Source organism: Thermosipho ferrireducens (genome assembly GCF_017358165.1).
In the GTDB taxonomy this organism is placed as follows: domain Bacteria; phylum Thermotogota; class Thermotogae; order Thermotogales; family Fervidobacteriaceae; genus Thermosipho_B; species Thermosipho_B ferrireducens.
This window is the reverse complement of sequence record NZ_CP071446.1, coordinates 862,315-879,478: the sequence shown is the minus strand read 5'-3', so window position 1 is coordinate 879,478 and position 17,164 is coordinate 862,315. Positions and strand designations below refer to the sequence as shown.

The window sequence follows — 17,164 nt, the reverse complement described above, 5'->3', positions numbered from 1 at the left end:
TCCTCAATTTGATTTAACAGGTAACAAATAAGCTACAAGCATTCCCAGAGCAAATCCAACAACAGCCTCCATCAATGTATGGCCACTATTTGGATCCACTTTTCTTCTCAAACCAACAGCATCAGCTGCCACAACAGATAAAAGAATTCCTGCTACAGCTGTAATAGGAGAATCAAAACCTGTAACTCTTCCCGTAGCCCACGCAAGCGCTGAAACTGTTGCTACATGAGCACTCGGCATTCCACCATATCTTCCAAAAACTCTCAAATCCCTGTATATAACAACTTTTATCATTTGAGCAAAAAAGAATGCCAGAGCAGCAGCAATCAAGGGCATATTTTTCAGCAATGCTAACAAAAGCTACACCTCTCTTATTTAAAACTTTTTCTCAAATATAAAAGATTGCCTTTATCAACTTCGCGAAATTCCATAACATCAAAAATCTTTTTTATAATATAAACTCCCAATCCTCCTGGTCGCACATCTTCAAGATTCCTTGATCTAACTTTTGTAGGATCAACTTTAGGACCAAAATCTCTGAGAAGAACCTCAAACACACCTGAAACTTCCCATCTACAAGTCATAACTATATAGTTCGGCTCAAATTTGTAAGTATGTTCAATTATATTGGCTATTGCTTCGTTAACTGCAAGTTCTGTGTCAAAAACATCTTGCTCACTAATTCCCTTAAAACTCAAAAAATTATGAATAACACTCCGTGCGATTCTTATATTCTCACTTTTTCCAACAAATGACAGAGTTATAGTTTCCATACCTTCACCTTTCTTTTATTACGACTTTTGTTTTAAATTTACTAAACTTATTCCAGCCCTTCTTCAGATTTAACTTTCTGCTTAATTTACTATCTACAATTACCACTCGTGGGCGAATTAAGGCTATAATCTCAGAATATTTCTCTAAAAATTCCATGTAAAACTTTTCATCTAAATAAAACTCCTCTGGATCTAATTCAATTCCATTGATTCCATAATTTTTCAACTTTTCTCTTCGCCTATTTTGAGAAGTTTCTTTTAATTTAATGGCCTCATTTAATGAATAACTACATCCACAATATTTCTGCCTGTAAATATGATTTTCACGAACATAACTTAAGGCCAAATTATATTCTCTGCCTTTTCTAAAAGTCGTCGATATATATTTTGTCCCCTGTTTCTCTTCTACTATTTTACCAATTTTATTTATTTTTTCCAACACCTTTCGAGGAGACGCTGTAAGAGTCGTGGCAAAAGATTCTTCAGATATTTTTTGAGCCACCTCTGCGGTTTTCACAAGTCTATAATATATACAAAGTTCACATCGCCTGCTGTTCTCTCCAAGATGTTCATAACCTCTAACCCAGTCAAAAAAAACATCAGGTTCATAATCACTTTCAACAATTTCTAAATTCCATTGAGTTGCTAATTTTTCCACCTCTTTATATCTTTTTACATATTCGTTTTCTGGATGAATATTTGGATTATAAAAAAATAACTTAACATCTTTTAAACTGTTACTTGCTTTTAAACGAAAAAAAGCAGGCACAAGATCTGGCGCACAACAAACGTGCAAAAGCATTAAAACACCTTCTTAGAATCAAGTAATAATGTTACCGGGCCATCGTTTATAAGAGAAACTTGCATATATTCACCAAATACCCCTGTTTCAACTTTTAATCCCATTTTCCTGATCTTATCGATAAACATTTCATACATCTTCTTAGCATAATCTGGAGGCGCCGAGTTTGAATAAGATGGTCTTCTACCACGCCTACAATCTCCGTACAACGTAAACTGTGAAACTATTAACATTTCTCCTCCAACGTCTTTTAGAGAAAGATTCATTTTGCCTTCAGAATCATCAAAAATACGTAAATTAACTATTTTTTCAGCAAGGTAATTCATATCAGAATCTGTGTCATCTTTTCCTACACCTAAAAGTACAACCAATCCTTTATTGATACTTCCAACTACCTTTCCATCGATTTCTACAGAAGCCTTCTTAACTCTCTGGATAACAGCTCTCATGTTCTTCTCACCTTCACAACCCCTGCCTTTTTTTCTATTTCTCTAATCAAACTGGTAAGTTCATTTAAAGATTTTACCATAATTGTAAAACGTACGTATACTGTATCCCATTTCTCAAGCTCAAACACTTTAACGCTGTTTACAGATATACCCTTTGAAATAAATATTGACATAAGTTCAGGAAGTCTTTCATTCTTATCCACTTCAACTTCTATTGTAGTGCTAAAATATCCTGATTCTCCTGAAACCCAATCAGCCTTAAAAACTCTATCCTCGGTAATGTTTCTGATATTTTTACATCCTAGCCTGTGAATCGTAATTCCCCGCCTGCTCGCAACACCAACTATTTCATCACCGGGCACAGGCATACAACATTTCGCAACATGAACATCTATAGTCTTCACACCATCTATTGCAACAGGATTTCGCTGCTTCTTTCTTTTTCTGCTCGATATTCTTTTCCTTTGCTCTTCCTTTTTCTCTATTAGACTTAAAAGGTCATTAAAAGTAAAAATACCTTCTCCTATTCTTATAAAAAACTCTTCACGGGTCAGGTTATGCGATTCCATAAATTTTAAAAGTTTCTCATTTTCCAATAACGCTTCTATTGAAATCCCCAACCTTTTAGCTATTCTTCTTATAACGTCTTTCCCTTCTTCTACCAATCTCTCTTTTTCCTTTTCTCTAAAAAATCGTCTTATTTTAGCCTTTGTTCTTGAGCTCTTTGCATATTTCAACCAATCCAGGCTCGGACCTTTACTGGTTTTGTTTACTAATATTTCAACAACATCACCGTTTTTCAGTTTATAATCTATTGAAACTATCTTCCCATTGACTTTTGCGCCTGCATAATGATGCCCTACTTCCGTGTGAATCGCATAGGCAAAATCTATCACTGTAGAACCAACCGGCATATGAATAATTTCACCTTTGGGTGTTAATACAAAGACTTCCTCAAGCTGCAACTCTTTTTTTAAATCACTAAGACTCGTACTCCCGTAAACCAGTTCCCTTCTCCAATCAAGAAGCTGCAAAAGCCACTTTTGTTTAACGTCAATACTTTTTTCTTTATAAATCCAGTGAGCAATTAGACCATATTCAGCTTCTCTATGCATTTCGTGATCGCGAATCTGCACCTCTAACGGTTCTCCATATTGTGTTACCACTGTGGTATGAATGGATTTGTAACCATTAGATTTTGGCGCTGCAATATAATCTTTAAACCTTCCAGGAAGTGGTACCCACATATTGTGAACCACACCTACTGCTGTATAACACGAACTTATATCCCTGACAATAGCCCTAATTCCAATTAAGTCGTAAATTTCATCGAATCTTTTTTTTCTTTCCACCATTTTTCTCCAGATACTGTAGTAATGTTTATAACGACCTTCTACTTCAGCAATAATATTGTGTTCTTTTAATGCGAGTTTTAACTGATTTACATATTCTTTAGTACGTTCTTCTCTTTCTTTCTTTTTTTCAGAAACTAACTCTTTAATCTCATAATATTCTTTTGGATGTAAAACTTTAAAAGAAAGGTCTTCTAATTCCCACTTTATAATGTGAATTCCTAATTTATGTGCTATAGGGGCGTACACTTCCAGCGTTTCTAAAGCCTTATATTTCCTTTTCTCTTCGTCTTCAACGAATCCAAGAGTTCTCATATTATGCAATCTATCAGCAAGTTTTACAAATATAACCCTAACATCTTCTGCCATGGCAAATAGCATCTTTTGAATAGTTTCACTCTTCTTTTTTTGATCAGAAAATCCTACAGGGGCATTGATCTTGCTTACTTTTGTTACACCATCAACAATCATGGCAACTGTATCGCCAAATTCCTTACGTATCACATCAAAAGTTACTTTTCCTTCGCTATCTTCTACAGAATCATGAAGCAGACCCGCTATCAAAGATATTACATCGAGCTTTAAAGTAGCAAGTATTTTTGTAACTTCCATAGGATGAGTTATAAAAGGCTCTCCAGATTTACGATAAAACCCCTCATGGGCATACTCTGCAAGATTTAAAGCCTTTTTTAATAAAACTCTTTCTTTTTCAGAAAAACTCTTCGCTGAAATCTTTTCCAATTCATCTATATACTGCTCTGTAATAATCATATTTCCACTTCCTAAAAATAAAATAATTTTGTTTATTATTTTACCACAAAATTTTTAAACCTTAAATTCTGCTAAAATTCTCACAAAGTATGAGGAACTTTTGAAAAGAAAGAATGAAAAACAATAAAATCGACAATCCAACGTTTAATGACAACATCTTTTCCTGTCATTCCAGGCGAATGTGAGGGAGATGTCATCCTGAGGAGCACAACGACAAAGGATCTTTTTTACTAACTCTCGCCAACCTCGCTAATCATAAGATTCCTCACCCTTCGGGTTCGGAATGACACAGGTGAAATCCAACCACGCTGTTTTTTGTCATCCTGAGGAGCATAGCAACGAAGGATCTTTTCCTTTATTGTCATCCCGAACGAATGTGAGGGGGATGTCATCCCGAGGAATGTAATGACGAGGGATCTTATTTTACTAATCCTCGCTAATCTTGCCAACACTCGCCAACTCTCGCCAATCTCTTCTACAAATCCTTGATTTCACACTTTCAATATGATAAAATATTTTGTGCTCTCTGGGCGTAGTTCAGTTGGCTAGAACGCCAGAATCGGGATCTGGAGGTCGTGGGTTCAAGTCCCACCGCCCAGACCATTCTTGTAAACCACTATTCCAGAATATTATTTATAAAACAGGATAATATACGATAAATGGCAGGTTTAATCCTGCCATTTTGTTTATTTGATCACTTACCTTCAAAAATGCAAATGATTCCTTATTAACTTTTTCTGTCAACATATTTCCTTCCATTTTGAAACCATCTTTTAAAGACTTGACAGAATTTTCAATTAGGATATAATTTCAATGAAATTGAAAAAAGGAGAGAAAAAATGAATGAACTTCTTAAGATAATAGCATCGCCTCAATTGTTTGAAGTTTTGTATTTTTTGAAAAACAATCCAAACCAAAATCCAAGTACAATAGCCAGAAAACTTGGATTTCACACTTTTACTGTACAAAGATATCTTGAAGTATTAGAAAAGTTTGGAATAGTATCTTCTAAAATTGAAAAAAAGATAGGCCGACCATCCAAGAAATATACTTACGTCGGCGGAACAATAACGATAGATATAAACGACATTTTAAAAATCTTCGAATTAAAATCCAAAAAATTCAGAATGAAAACGGAAGATTTAAAGTATAGCTATAACTTAAAAAAGGAGATTATAAACGGAGTAATTTACAGGGGAAAAAAAATAGAATTTTCAGAATCAGAAGGAAAGATTCTGTTTTTAATACCCCCTTCTGATAGCAGTGGTATTTCAGCAAAAGAAATTTTCGAAAGAATAAAAATGAGCGAATTTGACATTCTGTGCATAATTAAAAAACTTATAGATCTTGATTTGATAGAGGTGATCGATTAATGTTAGTTGAAATTTTCGTTTTTTTAATAATTTTTTTGACAATAAGATATTTAACATTAAAATTTCTGGGCTACACCGGAAAAAGTACCTTATTAAGAAACGATGATTTTTGGTCGGTTGCGTTAATTTTACTGATAATAGTATTATCAATTCTTTCAAAAAATATCTATATTTATTACGGAGTAATTTCCATTGGCCTGTTTTTCAACTTTTTGAACTATCTGGATTACAAAATAACGCTCAAAATGTTTTGTTTGAATATTTTAATTTTTTCCATTATGTATTTTCCAGAGTACATATGGATTTCTGGAATTTTAGTGGTGTATAAAATCTGGTTAATGAAAAAAATTCCAATATATAACTGGGTTTATATTACGCAATTCTCAGAAAAAGTTGCAGAAAGCTGCGAAAAAGGAAATTATACAAAAAAACCTATAGTCATTTTAGCAAAATTCAATAAAAATGCCATAGTACACGGAAAGGGAATAATTATAAATATCAAAAACGATAAAGCAATATTCAGAATATCGAAAAAAACCCACAAAATACTTGGTGAACCAAACTTAAATGAATTCTGCCAGAAAATTTCCGAACACATCAGGAGGTGGTTAAATGATAAAAGCGGAAAATCTAACTAAAATGTTTGGAGATTTTACAGCCGTAAGCAAAATAAACCTCTTTATCCCCAGAGGACAAATCTTTGGTTTTCTTGGACCAAACGGCGCAGGGAAAACCACAACTATCAGGATGCTAACAGGTTCTTTAAAACCCACAAGCGGAAAGATAGAGATTCTGGGATTAGATATGAGGAAAAATGAACTCGAAATAAAACGAAGGATAGGTGTTGTCCCGGATGAGCCAAAAATATATGATCATTTAAAAGGTTTTGAATACTTAGAATTTATAATGGACATTTACAGGGTAAATAACGATGAAGTAAAAAAAAGAATAAAAGAACTTTCAAATGCTTTTGGAGTAGACTATCTTGATAAACAGGTCTCAGATATGTCTCACGGTATGAAACAAAAACTAATGCTCATTAGTGTTTTAATGAGAAAGCCGGAAGTTATATTTTTAGACGAACCTACTGTTGGCTTAGACGCAAGAAGTGCCAGAATACTAAAAGAATTATTAAAAAAATATGCAAATCAAGGTATAACAATCTTTCTAACAACCCATATCCTTGAAATTGCCGAAAAAATGTGCGATGTGATAGCAATAATTGACAGGGGTGAAATAATAGCCCAAGGAGATATAGAAACGTTAAAGAAAGGAAAAGATAAATCTCTTGAAGATTTATTCCTGGAATTGACAGCTCAGGAAGAAAATATAAAAAACGCCGTAGATATACTTTAAATGAGGTGAAAATATGAAAAATTTCTGGATACTTTTAAAATATTTATCAAATCCGCACATTGTTCAAAATACCAGAAAAACAAGACGCAGAATGAAATCAAATTCTCTTAATCGTATTATAAGTTATATTTTTGGAGCAATACCAATGGGCATTTTCGTATACATTTTCTCAAAGAAAATCTTTGAAAACCTCTATGCGGTAGATCCTGTAACAGTTAAACTTTTATTCCTTTTCTGGATAACACTGCTCTCTCTTTTTTTTATAGCAGGATTTGTAGGTCTTGCTATGTACTCGCTTTCACGAAACGATGAAATAGAATTACTACTAACTATGCCGATTTCAAGAAGCGTATTAACTGCCTACCAGATATTCATGGCTACTGTTTCTCAAATATTCATCCTGATATTTTTCATATTTATCACTATTTCATACGCGATTGTTATAGGGGAAAATATATTTTTCTCAATTTTTAAAATTATTCTTCATATAACCTTTCTTATTGTTTTTTCATCCATTTTAGGTGTGTTGTTTGGTGGAAAAACCACAAAATCTTTCACGAAAAGGTTTTATATGATCATGATGCTGTTATCTGTATTCTTCTATTTTTCGATAATATCTTTAACCAACGTTTCTACATCAAACCTTCAAAACATAACCAAATTTTTTATTTTCTCTACAAAAGAATATAATTTATTAGCCTGGAGTTTTATTTCAAGAAAAACATTTTTGTTCGCTTTTCTTTCGACAATTGTCTTAAGCGTAGTGTTTGTTTTAATCTCCAATAAAACAGCGTTCGAACCAGTTCAACGAAAGCAAAAAAATAAATATTTAATAAAAGGCTCAGGCTCTATCCTGAAAGCCATAATAAAAAAAGATCTGAAAGCCGCTGCAAGATATGAAAGATTTTTATATTTTGTACTTTATCCATTAGGATTTAGCATTTTCATGATGTTTATGACAGAAAATACTTTTGCCCCTATAATGTATACAATACCCATTTTTACATTCTACATTGCTCTTGAAACAGGAATATTAACTATTTCTGAATTTTCAAAAATAGATCTTGTTTCAATTTATCCTGTTCGTTTTTCAGCATTCATGTTTCCAAAAATATTCATAACTACATCATTGAATTTTTTAATCCTTTTTGCTGTTTCTGTTGTATCAGTATTTTTGTATACTATCAAACCTATCATGTTTACCTCACTTTTGTTCTCTATATTTCTATTCTGCATGAGTGCTATCCTGGGAGCATATTTCGCAATTCGTTCGCCAAACATAAAATCCAACAATATGAATAGAATCTTCAGTATTCCAGCCACATTCCTAATCGAAGGAATTACGATGGGTCTCGCAATTGGAAGTGTTTTACCATTAAGTTTGCTTGCAAATGGTTTTGAAAAATACAAACCACTCCTGATATTAATAATGATTGGTTCAATCATTACAACTATAATTATTTCGTGGATATTTATGAGAAAACTAAAACAATTAATAATCAAAAAAGTTAGTTAATGTAATATAAAACCATAAAACACGGCTTTGAAAAGCCGTGTTTTTCATTAGAAATTAATAATCAAAAAAGTTCTGTTTTAAATTTTTACACTCTTGGTCAGATTATCTGGAACATCCGGATTAAAGCCCTCACAAATGGCTTTTCTATATGATAAGATCTGTGAAAATATCACTTTTAAAGGAGTTTCAAGTCCATAATTATATTTGAGATCTAAATCCCCATTTTCTCCTAAAAATATTACTTTTGTATACCTTTCCAGATCTTTTTTCAATTGATATTCAAACGATGTGTCTTTTGAATTAATTACTACAAGCGAATTTTCACTTATATTTGATATAGGCCCGTGTCTGTACTCAAGTGGCTCATGAAATTCGACAAACTGTTTCGCCATCTCCTGCATTTTCAAAGCCCCTTCTTTAGATATCCCGTATTCTTCATCAAAACCAAGAAAAATAAAATGGTTAAATTTTTTTAAATCCATATTTTCTAATAATATTTCCGTTTCGTATATGAGTCTTTTACTTTTCTCATGAAGATATCCATCAACATCATGCATCTTTATCAAAAAGTATAAAATAGCTACGAACGAACCTGTCATCACTATACTGTTTTCGTAAAGAAATTCAAAAACAAAAGTCTGCGCGCACACTTTTTCAAGCGAGGTATTTTTTTCACATGTTATTCCTATTGTATATATTCCTTTTTCTTTAAATTTCTCCGCTGCTTTAATAGTTTCTGTTGATTCACCTGTTCTGGAAATAAAAATAGCAACATCACATTTAGGAACATAATCAAAAGCAATAACTTTCCCACCAGTAATAACTTCAGAATCTATACCAAAATTTTCCAGAACTTTTGATGCAGTAAAAGAAAGATTGTAAGAGGAACCACATCCCACAAAAAAGTACTTTTTGGACGGCAAAAAACCAAAAGAATACTTTTCCATCTCTTTTAAAATTTCAGGAATACGTTTAATTTCAGAGTATGTATAACTCTTCATCCTTTTAAAGCCCCCTTCGTAATTCCAGATATAATATGCTTTTGGAACACCAGAAATACTATTATTACAGGTATTCCTATTATGGAAGAAGCGGCCATTAGTCTTGGCCAGTCTACCTGATTTAATTTTTGATAAAGCGCAAGTCCCACCTGAACTGTTCTCATCTCACGCGAATTTGTCATTACAAGCGGATAAAAAAGATCGTTCCACACCGCAATAAAAGTGTTTATTCCCATAACTGCGAGCGCTGGTTTCGTAAGTGGAAACACTATTTTAAACAATATCTGGAATGTATTAGCTCCATCTACATATGCGGCTTGTTCAAGCTCAACTGGCAATTGCTCTATGTATTGCTTCAGCAAAAAAATGCTAAATGGTGTTACAAGCAAAGGAACAGTTAGCGCAAAATACGTATCTATCCATCCAATTTTTTTCATAAGAATAAATATAGGAATAATTGTAATCTGAGGTGGAATCATCATAGTCATAAGTACTATTGAAAATAAAATATTTTTACCAAAAAATTCTCTCCTCGCAAACGCATATGCAACCATTGTCGAGAAAATCATATTCCCTAAAACCACAACACTTGAGACAAGAAAACTATTAAATATATACCTTCCAAACATATCTTCTTTTAATACGCTTATAAAATTTAAAAAAGCTGGAAATTTATAAACAAGTTTTACATCATCAAGGTAATGTTTCCCATCAAAACGAAAGATAATTTTAGATACATATTTTAAATTGATATACTTCATTTCGTTGTATTTTATCCTATATTTTCTCCACTCATCATTACCGGAAAAAGTTTTTACTGTACTTTTTCCAAAGGCGTCCAGTATTTCTACGGAAAAAGAACCCTTACCTTTAACCCAGAACTCTACATACTTTGCAACTCTCATGTCAAGTTTATCCGCCAATAATGTTACATCTCTTTCTACAAGTATAGACTTTGTTGACTCAGGCGACTCTTTAACAATAGAAATTTTCCCGCCGGACTTTACTTTTCTCCTCAAATAAATCATGTACTTTGTTTCAAAATCATTTATATATCTTTCCTTTATTACTCTTGTTAAATTTCCACTTGGAATAACCGCTGTGTAAAACATAGCTATCATTGGAAAAAGTGAAACAAGTAAAAGTGCAAACATAATAGTTAGAAACAATACTTTTTTCATATATTTTCACTCCTAAGAAGTTTCCCTTGAACTATAGTTACCGTTAATATTATGAAAACAAGTATATATGCTATGGCAGAGGCGTAGCCCATATCAAAGTTTCTAAATCCTACTATGTAAAGATAATGAACAATCGTTTGTGTAGAATTCATAGGTCCTCCACCTGTCATTGTAAAAATCTCTGAAAAGATCTGAAAAGATCTTATTGTATTTAAAGCTATAACAAAATACAATGTTGGTTTTAAAAGTGGAAGTGTTATTTTAAAAAAGGTCTTTATTTTATTTGCTCCATCGATCGATGCGGCTTCATATAATTGCTGAGGAATACTTTGAAGCCCCGCCAAAAATAGTATGGTATAATATCCTATGGCCGCCCAGATATCCATTATCATAATGGATAAAAGCGCTGTTTTTGTGTGAGCTAACCAGCTTGTGGAAAGTGCATTTCCCCCAAAGAATTCTATCATTTTGTTAAAAAAACCATCGGCACTATAAAGATACATCCACATTGTTGCAATAACCACCATTGATACAACAGATGGTAAGAAAAAACCAGCTTTAAACAAATCTTTTAACGGCAAGAATTTACTATTAATTAATACAGCAAGCAATAAGGAAAAAACTGTTGTAAACGGAATTGTACCTATTACAAATATTGTTGTATTTTTAAGCGATATCAAAAAAACTTCATCATTAAATGCTTTTATATAATTTTTCAATCCTACAAAGTTATATTCCGGACTCAATGCCGAATAATCTGTAAAACTCATAAAAAATGAGTATAATATAGGAAAAATTCCAAAAACAACAAAAAGTATCAAAAAAGGAGATAGAAGGAGAAAAGTTTCAAATCCGTAACGCGTTTTTCTTTTCAATCTGATCACCCCTATCCCCCTGCTGAACGCAGGGGGAATTTTTTATTCTTCATCTAATACTTTCTGAATTTTTCTGTTGTATTCAAACAAAATAGAATCAATATCTTCATTTTGAAGTATTATTTTCTCTATAGCTTCTGTAAGTAACGCCTGAACTTTTGGCCACGCCGGGATTGAAGGAACGGGTTTTGCATAGGCATTTTGCTCATAAAAGACTTTATGCATTGGATGATCTTCAAACCACGGATCTTTTCCTGCATCAACATGTGAGGGGAAAATTGCAGGCCAGATCATTGCAACTTCCATTGCAACATCCGGTCTTATAAGGAATTCTACGAGTTTTTGTGCTTCTTTTTTATGCTTTGAGTGTTTCATGATAGCCAGAACTTCTGCACCAGCAAACGATGCATGAGTCCCAAACCAGGCTGCGGGTTTCGGAATAAAAACAACATTAAACGGTGTTTCTGGATAATTAGTTTCTAAATAATCAATATCCCATGCCCCGCTCACATACATTCCAATCTTTCCCTCACCAAACGCTTTAGCAAGGTCAGCCTGCTTAGTTTTTAACGAATATTCAGAAAGAGCTTTATAAAATTCTGCTGTTTGCCTAACTCTCCAGGACGTTAAAAAAGCTCTTGCACCATCTTCTGAAATTATATCTCCACCAGTTCCCCACACAGCTGGTAAAAACCACTGCTGCCATGGACTATAGCTTTCTCCTGCTGGCATTCCAAAGCCGTAAATCTCATTTCCAAGCGCATCAATTTTCTTCGCTGCTACATATAATTCCTCCCATGTCTCAGGTGGATTCTCCGGATCAAGCCCCGCTTTTTCAAAAAGCTCTAAATTGTAAAAAAGGGCTCTTGTTCCAAGAAGCCACGGAACTGACCAGTAACTACCCTTGTAATATACTGTGTTCCAACCGATATAATTATCTCCATAGTTTTTATAAAAAACATCCATGCTTTCCAGTGCTTTCCTTTCTGCAAAATTGGCAACCCATGTGTTTCCAAGTTCCACTACATCAAGAGATTCTCCACCGGCTATTGCAGTAACTATCTTATCAAATCCATTTGCCCAGGAAAGTTGCACATATTCAACTTCAATATCAGGATTTTCTTTCTCGAATTTTTCAAGGACTTTCCTTGCATGCTCATCATTCATCATAAATCCCCAGAACGTGAGTTTTGTCTTTGAAAAACTAACAAGTGCGATCAAAACTAACAAAATCACAACAAACTTTTTCATAATGATCCCTCCCCTTTTAAAAGTTGTAATACATGATAAATTGAAATGAGTTTAGAAGAATATGGAATTATGTATTCATTTTCGACATCGAAAAACTTACGTAAAAAGATGTATATTACTCTTTTAGCCTTTACTTTTTTTATTTGGTCAACTACAAAATAGACAACTGTGTCTTGAAAATTCATCTTTTCCATCTCTTTCTCTCTATAAACCTTTGATTCTGGAAATTCTTCACGAATAATGTTTTCTAAATGTTTTAGATCTTTTTCTGAAGTATCTGCAAGACTCAGGTTTTTTGGCTGTGGAATTAAGAAAGCAGGAGTTTCAACAGGAGCACTCAGGTTATGCTCAATAGCATCTCTTGCAGCAAATGACAAGAATCTGGTAGGATAATCTTTTGTTACATACTTTTCTTTAATTTTTTCAACTTTTTTTACTTTCTCTTTCAACAATTCAACATCAAGTTCTCCATTTTCAACCATTGTCTTGAAAGTTTCAAAAAAGTGATAATGATTTTCTATATCTCCTATTAATACAATATCTCCTCCTGCTTCAAAAAATTTCTTAATAACTTCTTTTTCTGAATAACTTTTATACAACGCCTTCATTTCAAATGCATCAGAAATTACTAATCCTTTGTAGTTAAACTTTTTTCTTAAAATATCCGTCAAAAACTTTTTTGAAAGAGTTGCTATTACATCATCTACCTTAGGATATAAAACATGTGCAGTCATTATAAAATCAACATCTTCGGCTAATGATTTAAATATTTCTATATCGTCATCATTTTCTTCAAAATCATTCACAACTGGCAAAGTAAAGTGAGAATCTTCTTTAGCTTTTCCATGTCCTGGAAAATGTTTCAGTGTCGCCGCTATTTTATTTTTAGATAAACCAAGTAAAAATTCTTTAGCTTGTTTTTCAACCACTTTGTAATTAAAAGAAAATGCTCTATATCCTGTTACATGGCTGGAATATGTATAAGCAACGTCTACTACTGGTGCAAATACCATATTAAACCCATGTGCTTTAAACATATAACCAAGATACTCCCCAAAGCTACGAACATTCCCAGTCTTCCCCAATGCAAGATTTCCAGGAGAAGGAAATATATTAGGTACAGTTTCAAGCTGTCCTCCCTCATGGTCTGATGTAATAAAAAGCCGATACCCTTTATCATGTAAAGAATAAATTCTTTCCATGTTTACCTGCATCTTATAAATATCTTCCATGTTTTTAGGATATAGAATTACCCCCGCTGGATTAATTTTTTCAACTATTTGCTTATTAAACTCTTTTTGAAATCCTATAAAAAAAAGGTTACCAAATTCTCTATTCATCATTTACCACCTTTCTATAAAAATATTCCAGCCATTTATCCTCAGAAAAAATAGCATTTAAAACTTTAATAGCAGCTCCTTCAGCATTTACAAATTCTTTCATATCTTCTATCAATATTTCCATATTCCTTTCTTCTATCATATATATTTCGTTTTCTAAAAGAGTCCTTAGCATTTCTACCTGCGGAATATAGGCTATATTTCCACCTATTACAACTATCTCTGGATCAAAAACACTTGAAATTATCCCCATTTTTTTAGAAATTTCTTTAAAAAAGCTTTTCACATCAACTTTCATTCTCAAAAAATCCTCAAACAATATTTTCTTATTAAAAATACATTTATTTATTTTGTATTCTCCAGCAAAATTGTTGCTTCCATAATATGGTTTCCCATCAATTACAATTCCTACACCAAATCCTACTGGCTCATTCACATAATAAGGTATAGAAAACTGGAAATAAATAATATTCCTTTTATTCAGAGAATGACGTATAGCTCCACATAAAGAATCTTTCTCGACAAATATTGGTATTTCAGTTTTCATTACCTTTTCTACACTGAAATTTTTCAACTTTAACGCTTCCGAAAAAATGACAATGTTATTTTCAACAATACCTGGAACCGAAATCCCAATCCCAATAACTTCTGGATGTTTTTGAATTATTCTATCTACCTCTTCTATAATATTTTCTTGAGATACTCTCACATTTATTCTTTCTTTAAAAACTATTTCTGAAAAAAGATTTGTTTTTACATATTCAATCCCATCCTGTTCAATTGAAATCCCAAGAATATTTGCAAAATCTTTGTTGAAAGAATATACAATAGTCTTCCTTCCACCAAGGGCCGAAGGAGAAAGTTCATCTACTTTTACCAAAACATTTTTCCGTCTTAACTTAGAAATATTTCTTGAAACTGTCGATTTTTCTAAATTTAGAGAATCTGACAAATGTTTAGCAGTGATTGTTTTATTCCTCCAGGCAAAACTCATTACCCTCTTCAAAGATTCTGTTATCATTTTTTCCCTCCATGATAGTTGGTTGTTTCAATCAACTAACCAGATTATAACAAATTAAAGCTACGGCTTGTAAAGTTTTATTTTCAGCGTTTTTTGGACTCACAACGAAATTAAATTTATTTTCCTTCTATTTACTTTCCATATCGTATATTTATTAAACGTTTCAATACAAATGCAACTGAATACTAAATAATATTTACATAATTCTACCAAAAACTTACTATCTTTAACCTTATACCTTTCAATAAAATTCCTATACCATTACGTGATAGAGGTTCAAAAGTTTCAAAGCTATTTAAAAAATAACAAAAATATCAACGCTGACTATTTAATTATCCCTCTCTGTAATTTCTACTAAATTTGTCTGAATTGTAACATTAAGTTTAGACTAATTAGTAAAGAAATGGTGTATAATTTAGCTGTGGTTAAAAACCATAATAATAAAAAACAATTTTTACGGAGGTGTTTTTATGGCGCTTTTATCAGAAAAAGATAGGAAGTATCTTATGGAAGCATTTGAAAAAGAATTGCAGAACAAAGTCAAACTTATTTATTTTGGTGATTCCAAAGACAATTGTGAGTATTGTGAACTTGAAGAACAAATTCTTGATGAAATTTCTGAGTTATCCGGCAAAATCATTGTTGAAAAGTACAATATAAATTCAAACAAAGAGATCGCCGAAAAATATAAAATTGAAATGATTCCCGCTCTTGTTTTAACGCTTGAAGATGGAGAAGACAAAGGCATAAGATTTTACGGCATTCCATCAGGTCACGAATTTGGAACACTGGTACAGGACATTATTACATTCGGGAAAGGTGCTTCTCCTGAACTTTCACCCGCTACTATTGAAAAGTTAAAAGCGATTGATAAACCTGTTAAAATAAGTGTATTTGTAACTCCAACATGTCCTTATTGTCCAAAAGCTGTATTAACAGCACACAATTTTGCTCTTGTAAATCCCCTCATAACAGCTGAAATGATTGAAGCAAATGAATATTTTGATCTAAGTAATGAATTTGGAGTTTCTTCTGTTCCTCATATAGTCATAAACAGAAATCCAGATACATATTTTATAGGAGCTTACCCTGAGCAGCAATACCTTGAAGAAGTACTCAAGGCGATCAGTTTGTAAAAGGGGGTGAATCGTATGGTTCACTTCGATTTAGGGAATATTTCCACTGGTCCAAAAGAATATTATGACATATTAATAGTTGGTGGAGGTCCTGCAGGATTAACTGCTGCTATTTATGCAGGCCGTGCTGGGTTAAGCGCCGCTGTGTTTGAGAAAGCTCTTGAAGGTGGCGCAGTAACACAGACACATGTTGTTGAAAATTGGCCTGGTTTTATTAGAATAGAAGGTTCCGAACTTGGAGAAAAATTTGCTGAACACGCAAGAGAATTTGGGGCTGACATTATAACAGCAGAAGTTGTAAAGATTACTTACGATGAAGAATACAAATACATTCAACTTGACAACGGAACCATGGTAAAAGGTAAAGTTTTAATTTTTGCAACAGGTGCTAAGCCAAGAGAATTGGGAGTCCCTGGTGAGCAAAAATTCAAAGGTAGAGGAGTTACATATTGCGCTGCGTGTGATGGATATTTATTTTCAGGAAAAGATGTAATAGTAGTCGGTGGTGGAGACAGCGCCTGCGATGAAGCACATTTTCTTGCAAAAATGGTGAAAAGCATAACTATAGTTCAAAATCTTCCTTATCTGACAGCGGCAAAAGTTCTACAGGAAAGATTATTATCAAATAAAAATGTCAGGGTAATATACAACTCAGTAATAAAAGAAATAAGAGGTAACGAAAAAGTGGAAGAAGTAATCATTATCAACAACGACACAAAAGAAGAAAGTGTTATCAAAACTGAAGGTGTGTTCATTTATGTAGGTCTGGTACCAAAAAGTGAGTTGATAAAGGAACTTGTGGAAACTGACAATTACGGTTACATAAAGACAGACGAAAATATGGAAACTAACATACCTGGAATATATGCAGTTGGAGACGTTCGAATAAAAAATCTAAGACAAATTGTCACCGCCGCAGCGGATGGTGCAATTGCTGTTGAACATGCTGCAAAGAAATATTTTTAAC

At 33.0% G+C, this 17,164-nt stretch carries 18 protein-coding genes and 1 tRNA gene; 7 read left to right on the top strand and 12 right to left on the bottom strand.

Features of this window, described 5'->3' with window-relative positions:
• Nucleotides 1-3: 3 nt before the first annotated feature.
• From JYK00_RS04360 to JYK00_RS04340, 5 genes are read right to left on the bottom strand one after another with little or no spacing between them, the layout of a single operon-like run.
• A complete protein-coding gene (locus JYK00_RS04360; protein ID WP_228288209.1) occupies nt 4-357 on the bottom strand; it encodes a divergent PAP2 family protein in 354 nt (117 codons plus the stop codon).
• Between the two features lie 14 nt (nt 358-371).
• Nucleotides 372-773, bottom strand: a complete 402-nt coding sequence (locus tag JYK00_RS04355) for an ATP-binding protein (protein ID WP_207567463.1) — start codon at nt 771-773, stop codon at nt 372-374.
• Nucleotides 774-777: 4 nt separating this feature from the next.
• A complete protein-coding gene (locus tag JYK00_RS04350; protein ID WP_207567462.1) occupies nt 778-1,575 on the bottom strand; it encodes an epoxyqueuosine reductase QueH in 798 nt (265 codons plus the stop codon).
• The gene (dtd, locus tag JYK00_RS04345) at nt 1,575-2,024 is read right to left on the bottom strand and encodes a D-aminoacyl-tRNA deacylase (RefSeq protein WP_207567461.1); all 450 of its coding nucleotides are present in this window, start codon (nt 2,022-2,024) and stop codon (nt 1,575-1,577) included. Before dtd ends, JYK00_RS04350 begins: the two co-directional genes overlap by 1 nt.
• Entirely contained in the window at nt 2,021-4,147 is a 2,127-nt protein-coding gene (locus tag JYK00_RS04340; RefSeq protein WP_207567460.1) for a RelA/SpoT family protein, read from the bottom strand. The genes dtd and JYK00_RS04340 overlap by 4 nt, the downstream gene beginning before the upstream one ends.
• A 526-nt stretch (nt 4,148-4,673) precedes the next feature.
• Here JYK00_RS04340 and JYK00_RS04335 point away from each other — a divergent pair.
• Nucleotides 4,674-4,750 (top strand) — tRNA-Pro (locus JYK00_RS04335).
• A 30-nt stretch (nt 4,751-4,780) separates the two neighbouring features.
• Here JYK00_RS04335 and JYK00_RS09815 read toward each other — a convergent pair.
• Entirely contained in the window at nt 4,781-4,906 is a 126-nt protein-coding gene (locus tag JYK00_RS09815; protein WP_266097027.1) for a hypothetical protein, read from the bottom strand.
• Nucleotides 4,907-4,986: 80 nt separating this feature from the next.
• Between JYK00_RS09815 and JYK00_RS04330 the strand changes: the two genes are divergently transcribed.
• The 4 genes from JYK00_RS04330 to JYK00_RS04315 are packed head-to-tail and all read left to right on the top strand — an operon-like array spanning nt 4,987 to nt 8,392.
• Entirely contained in the window at nt 4,987-5,520 is a 534-nt protein-coding gene (locus JYK00_RS04330) for a helix-turn-helix domain-containing protein (RefSeq protein WP_207567459.1), read from the top strand.
• The gene (locus tag JYK00_RS04325) at nt 5,520-6,158 is read left to right on the top strand and encodes a hypothetical protein (RefSeq protein WP_207567458.1); all 639 of its coding nucleotides are present in this window, start codon (nt 5,520-5,522) and stop codon (nt 6,156-6,158) included. The genes JYK00_RS04330 and JYK00_RS04325 overlap by 1 nt, the downstream gene beginning before the upstream one ends.
• Nucleotides 6,133-6,876, top strand: a complete 744-nt coding sequence (locus JYK00_RS04320; RefSeq protein WP_207567457.1) for an ABC transporter ATP-binding protein — start codon at nt 6,133-6,135, stop codon at nt 6,874-6,876. Before JYK00_RS04325 ends, JYK00_RS04320 begins: the two co-directional genes overlap by 26 nt.
• Before the next feature lie 13 nt (nt 6,877-6,889).
• Nucleotides 6,890-8,392 carry a hypothetical protein gene (locus JYK00_RS04315; RefSeq protein ID WP_207567456.1) on the top strand — a complete coding sequence of 501 codons (1,503 nt, stop codon included), beginning with the start codon at nt 6,890-6,892 and terminating at the stop codon, nt 8,390-8,392.
• 77 nt (nt 8,393-8,469) lie between these two features.
• Here JYK00_RS04315 and JYK00_RS04310 read toward each other — a convergent pair whose 3' ends face one another.
• Genes JYK00_RS04310 through JYK00_RS04285 form a run of 6 tightly spaced genes read right to left on the bottom strand, consistent with a single transcriptional unit; the run spans nt 8,470 to nt 15,061 of the window.
• Nucleotides 8,470-9,393: an SIS domain-containing protein gene (locus JYK00_RS04310; RefSeq protein ID WP_207567455.1), complete on the bottom strand. Its 924-nt coding sequence runs from the start codon at nt 9,391-9,393 to the stop codon at nt 8,470-8,472.
• Nucleotides 9,390-10,574: a carbohydrate ABC transporter permease gene (locus JYK00_RS04305; protein WP_207567454.1), complete on the bottom strand. Its 1,185-nt coding sequence runs from the start codon at nt 10,572-10,574 to the stop codon at nt 9,390-9,392. The genes JYK00_RS04310 and JYK00_RS04305 overlap by 4 nt, the downstream gene beginning before the upstream one ends.
• A complete protein-coding gene (locus JYK00_RS04300) occupies nt 10,571-11,458 on the bottom strand; it encodes a carbohydrate ABC transporter permease (protein ID WP_207567453.1) in 888 nt (295 codons plus the stop codon). The genes JYK00_RS04305 and JYK00_RS04300 overlap by 4 nt, the downstream gene beginning before the upstream one ends.
• 33 nt (nt 11,459-11,491) lie before the next feature.
• Nucleotides 11,492-12,700 carry an extracellular solute-binding protein gene (locus tag JYK00_RS04295; RefSeq protein ID WP_207567452.1) on the bottom strand — a complete coding sequence of 403 codons (1,209 nt, stop codon included), beginning with the start codon at nt 12,698-12,700 and terminating at the stop codon, nt 11,492-11,494.
• Entirely contained in the window at nt 12,697-14,040 is a 1,344-nt protein-coding gene (locus JYK00_RS04290) for a glycoside hydrolase family 3 N-terminal domain-containing protein (protein ID WP_207567451.1), read from the bottom strand. Before JYK00_RS04290 ends, JYK00_RS04295 begins: the two co-directional genes overlap by 4 nt.
• Nucleotides 14,033-15,061, bottom strand: coding sequence for an ROK family transcriptional regulator (locus JYK00_RS04285; RefSeq protein ID WP_207567450.1), 1,029 nt, complete (start codon nt 15,059-15,061; stop codon nt 14,033-14,035). Before JYK00_RS04285 ends, JYK00_RS04290 begins: the two co-directional genes overlap by 8 nt.
• Before the next feature lie 470 nt (nt 15,062-15,531).
• Between JYK00_RS04285 and pdo the strand changes: the two genes are divergently transcribed.
• Both pdo and trxB read left to right on the top strand, forming a co-directional pair.
• Nucleotides 15,532-16,197, top strand: a complete 666-nt coding sequence (gene pdo / locus JYK00_RS04280; protein ID WP_207567449.1) for a protein disulfide oxidoreductase — start codon at nt 15,532-15,534, stop codon at nt 16,195-16,197.
• A 15-nt stretch (nt 16,198-16,212) separates the two neighbouring features.
• A complete protein-coding gene (gene trxB, locus JYK00_RS04275) occupies nt 16,213-17,163 on the top strand; it encodes a thioredoxin-disulfide reductase (RefSeq protein ID WP_207567448.1) in 951 nt (316 codons plus the stop codon).
• Nucleotide 17,164 lies beyond the last annotated feature (1 nt).

Excerpts from the sequence above, each read along its gene's own strand:
- JYK00_RS04295 (WP_207567452.1), bottom strand. The coding sequence starts at position 12,700 with ATGAAAAAGTTTGTTGTGATTTTGTTAGTTTTGATCGCACTTGTTAGT.
- trxB (WP_207567448.1), top strand. The coding sequence starts at position 16,213 with ATGGTTCACTTCGATTTAGGGAATATTTCCACTGGTCCAAAAGAATAT.
- JYK00_RS04330 (WP_207567459.1), top strand. The coding sequence starts at position 4,987 with ATGAATGAACTTCTTAAGATAATAGCATCGCCTCAATTGTTTGAAGTT.
- JYK00_RS04320 (WP_207567457.1), top strand. The coding sequence starts at position 6,133 with ATGATAAAAGCGGAAAATCTAACTAAAATGTTTGGAGATTTTACAGCC.
- JYK00_RS04355 (WP_207567463.1), bottom strand. The coding sequence starts at position 773 with ATGGAAACTATAACTCTGTCATTTGTTGGAAAAAGTGAGAATATAAGA.
- JYK00_RS04325 (WP_207567458.1), top strand. The coding sequence starts at position 5,520 with ATGTTAGTTGAAATTTTCGTTTTTTTAATAATTTTTTTGACAATAAGA.
- JYK00_RS04285 (WP_207567450.1), bottom strand. The coding sequence starts at position 15,061 with ATGATAACAGAATCTTTGAAGAGGGTAATGAGTTTTGCCTGGAGGAAT.
- JYK00_RS04315 (WP_207567456.1), top strand. The coding sequence starts at position 6,890 with ATGAAAAATTTCTGGATACTTTTAAAATATTTATCAAATCCGCACATT.
- JYK00_RS04350 (WP_207567462.1), bottom strand. The coding sequence starts at position 1,575 with ATGCTTTTGCACGTTTGTTGTGCGCCAGATCTTGTGCCTGCTTTTTTT.
- JYK00_RS04310 (WP_207567455.1), bottom strand. The coding sequence starts at position 9,393 with ATGAAGAGTTATACATACTCTGAAATTAAACGTATTCCTGAAATTTTA.
- JYK00_RS04290 (WP_207567451.1), bottom strand. The coding sequence starts at position 14,040 with ATGAATAGAGAATTTGGTAACCTTTTTTTTATAGGATTTCAAAAAGAG.
- dtd (WP_207567461.1), bottom strand. The coding sequence starts at position 2,024 with ATGAGAGCTGTTATCCAGAGAGTTAAGAAGGCTTCTGTAGAAATCGAT.
- JYK00_RS04340 (WP_207567460.1), bottom strand. The coding sequence starts at position 4,147 with ATGATTATTACAGAGCAGTATATAGATGAATTGGAAAAGATTTCAGCG.
- JYK00_RS09815 (WP_266097027.1), bottom strand. The coding sequence starts at position 4,906 with ATGGAAGGAAATATGTTGACAGAAAAAGTTAATAAGGAATCATTTGCA.
- JYK00_RS04305 (WP_207567454.1), bottom strand. The coding sequence starts at position 10,574 with ATGAAAAAAGTATTGTTTCTAACTATTATGTTTGCACTTTTACTTGTT.
- pdo (WP_207567449.1), top strand. The coding sequence starts at position 15,532 with ATGGCGCTTTTATCAGAAAAAGATAGGAAGTATCTTATGGAAGCATTT.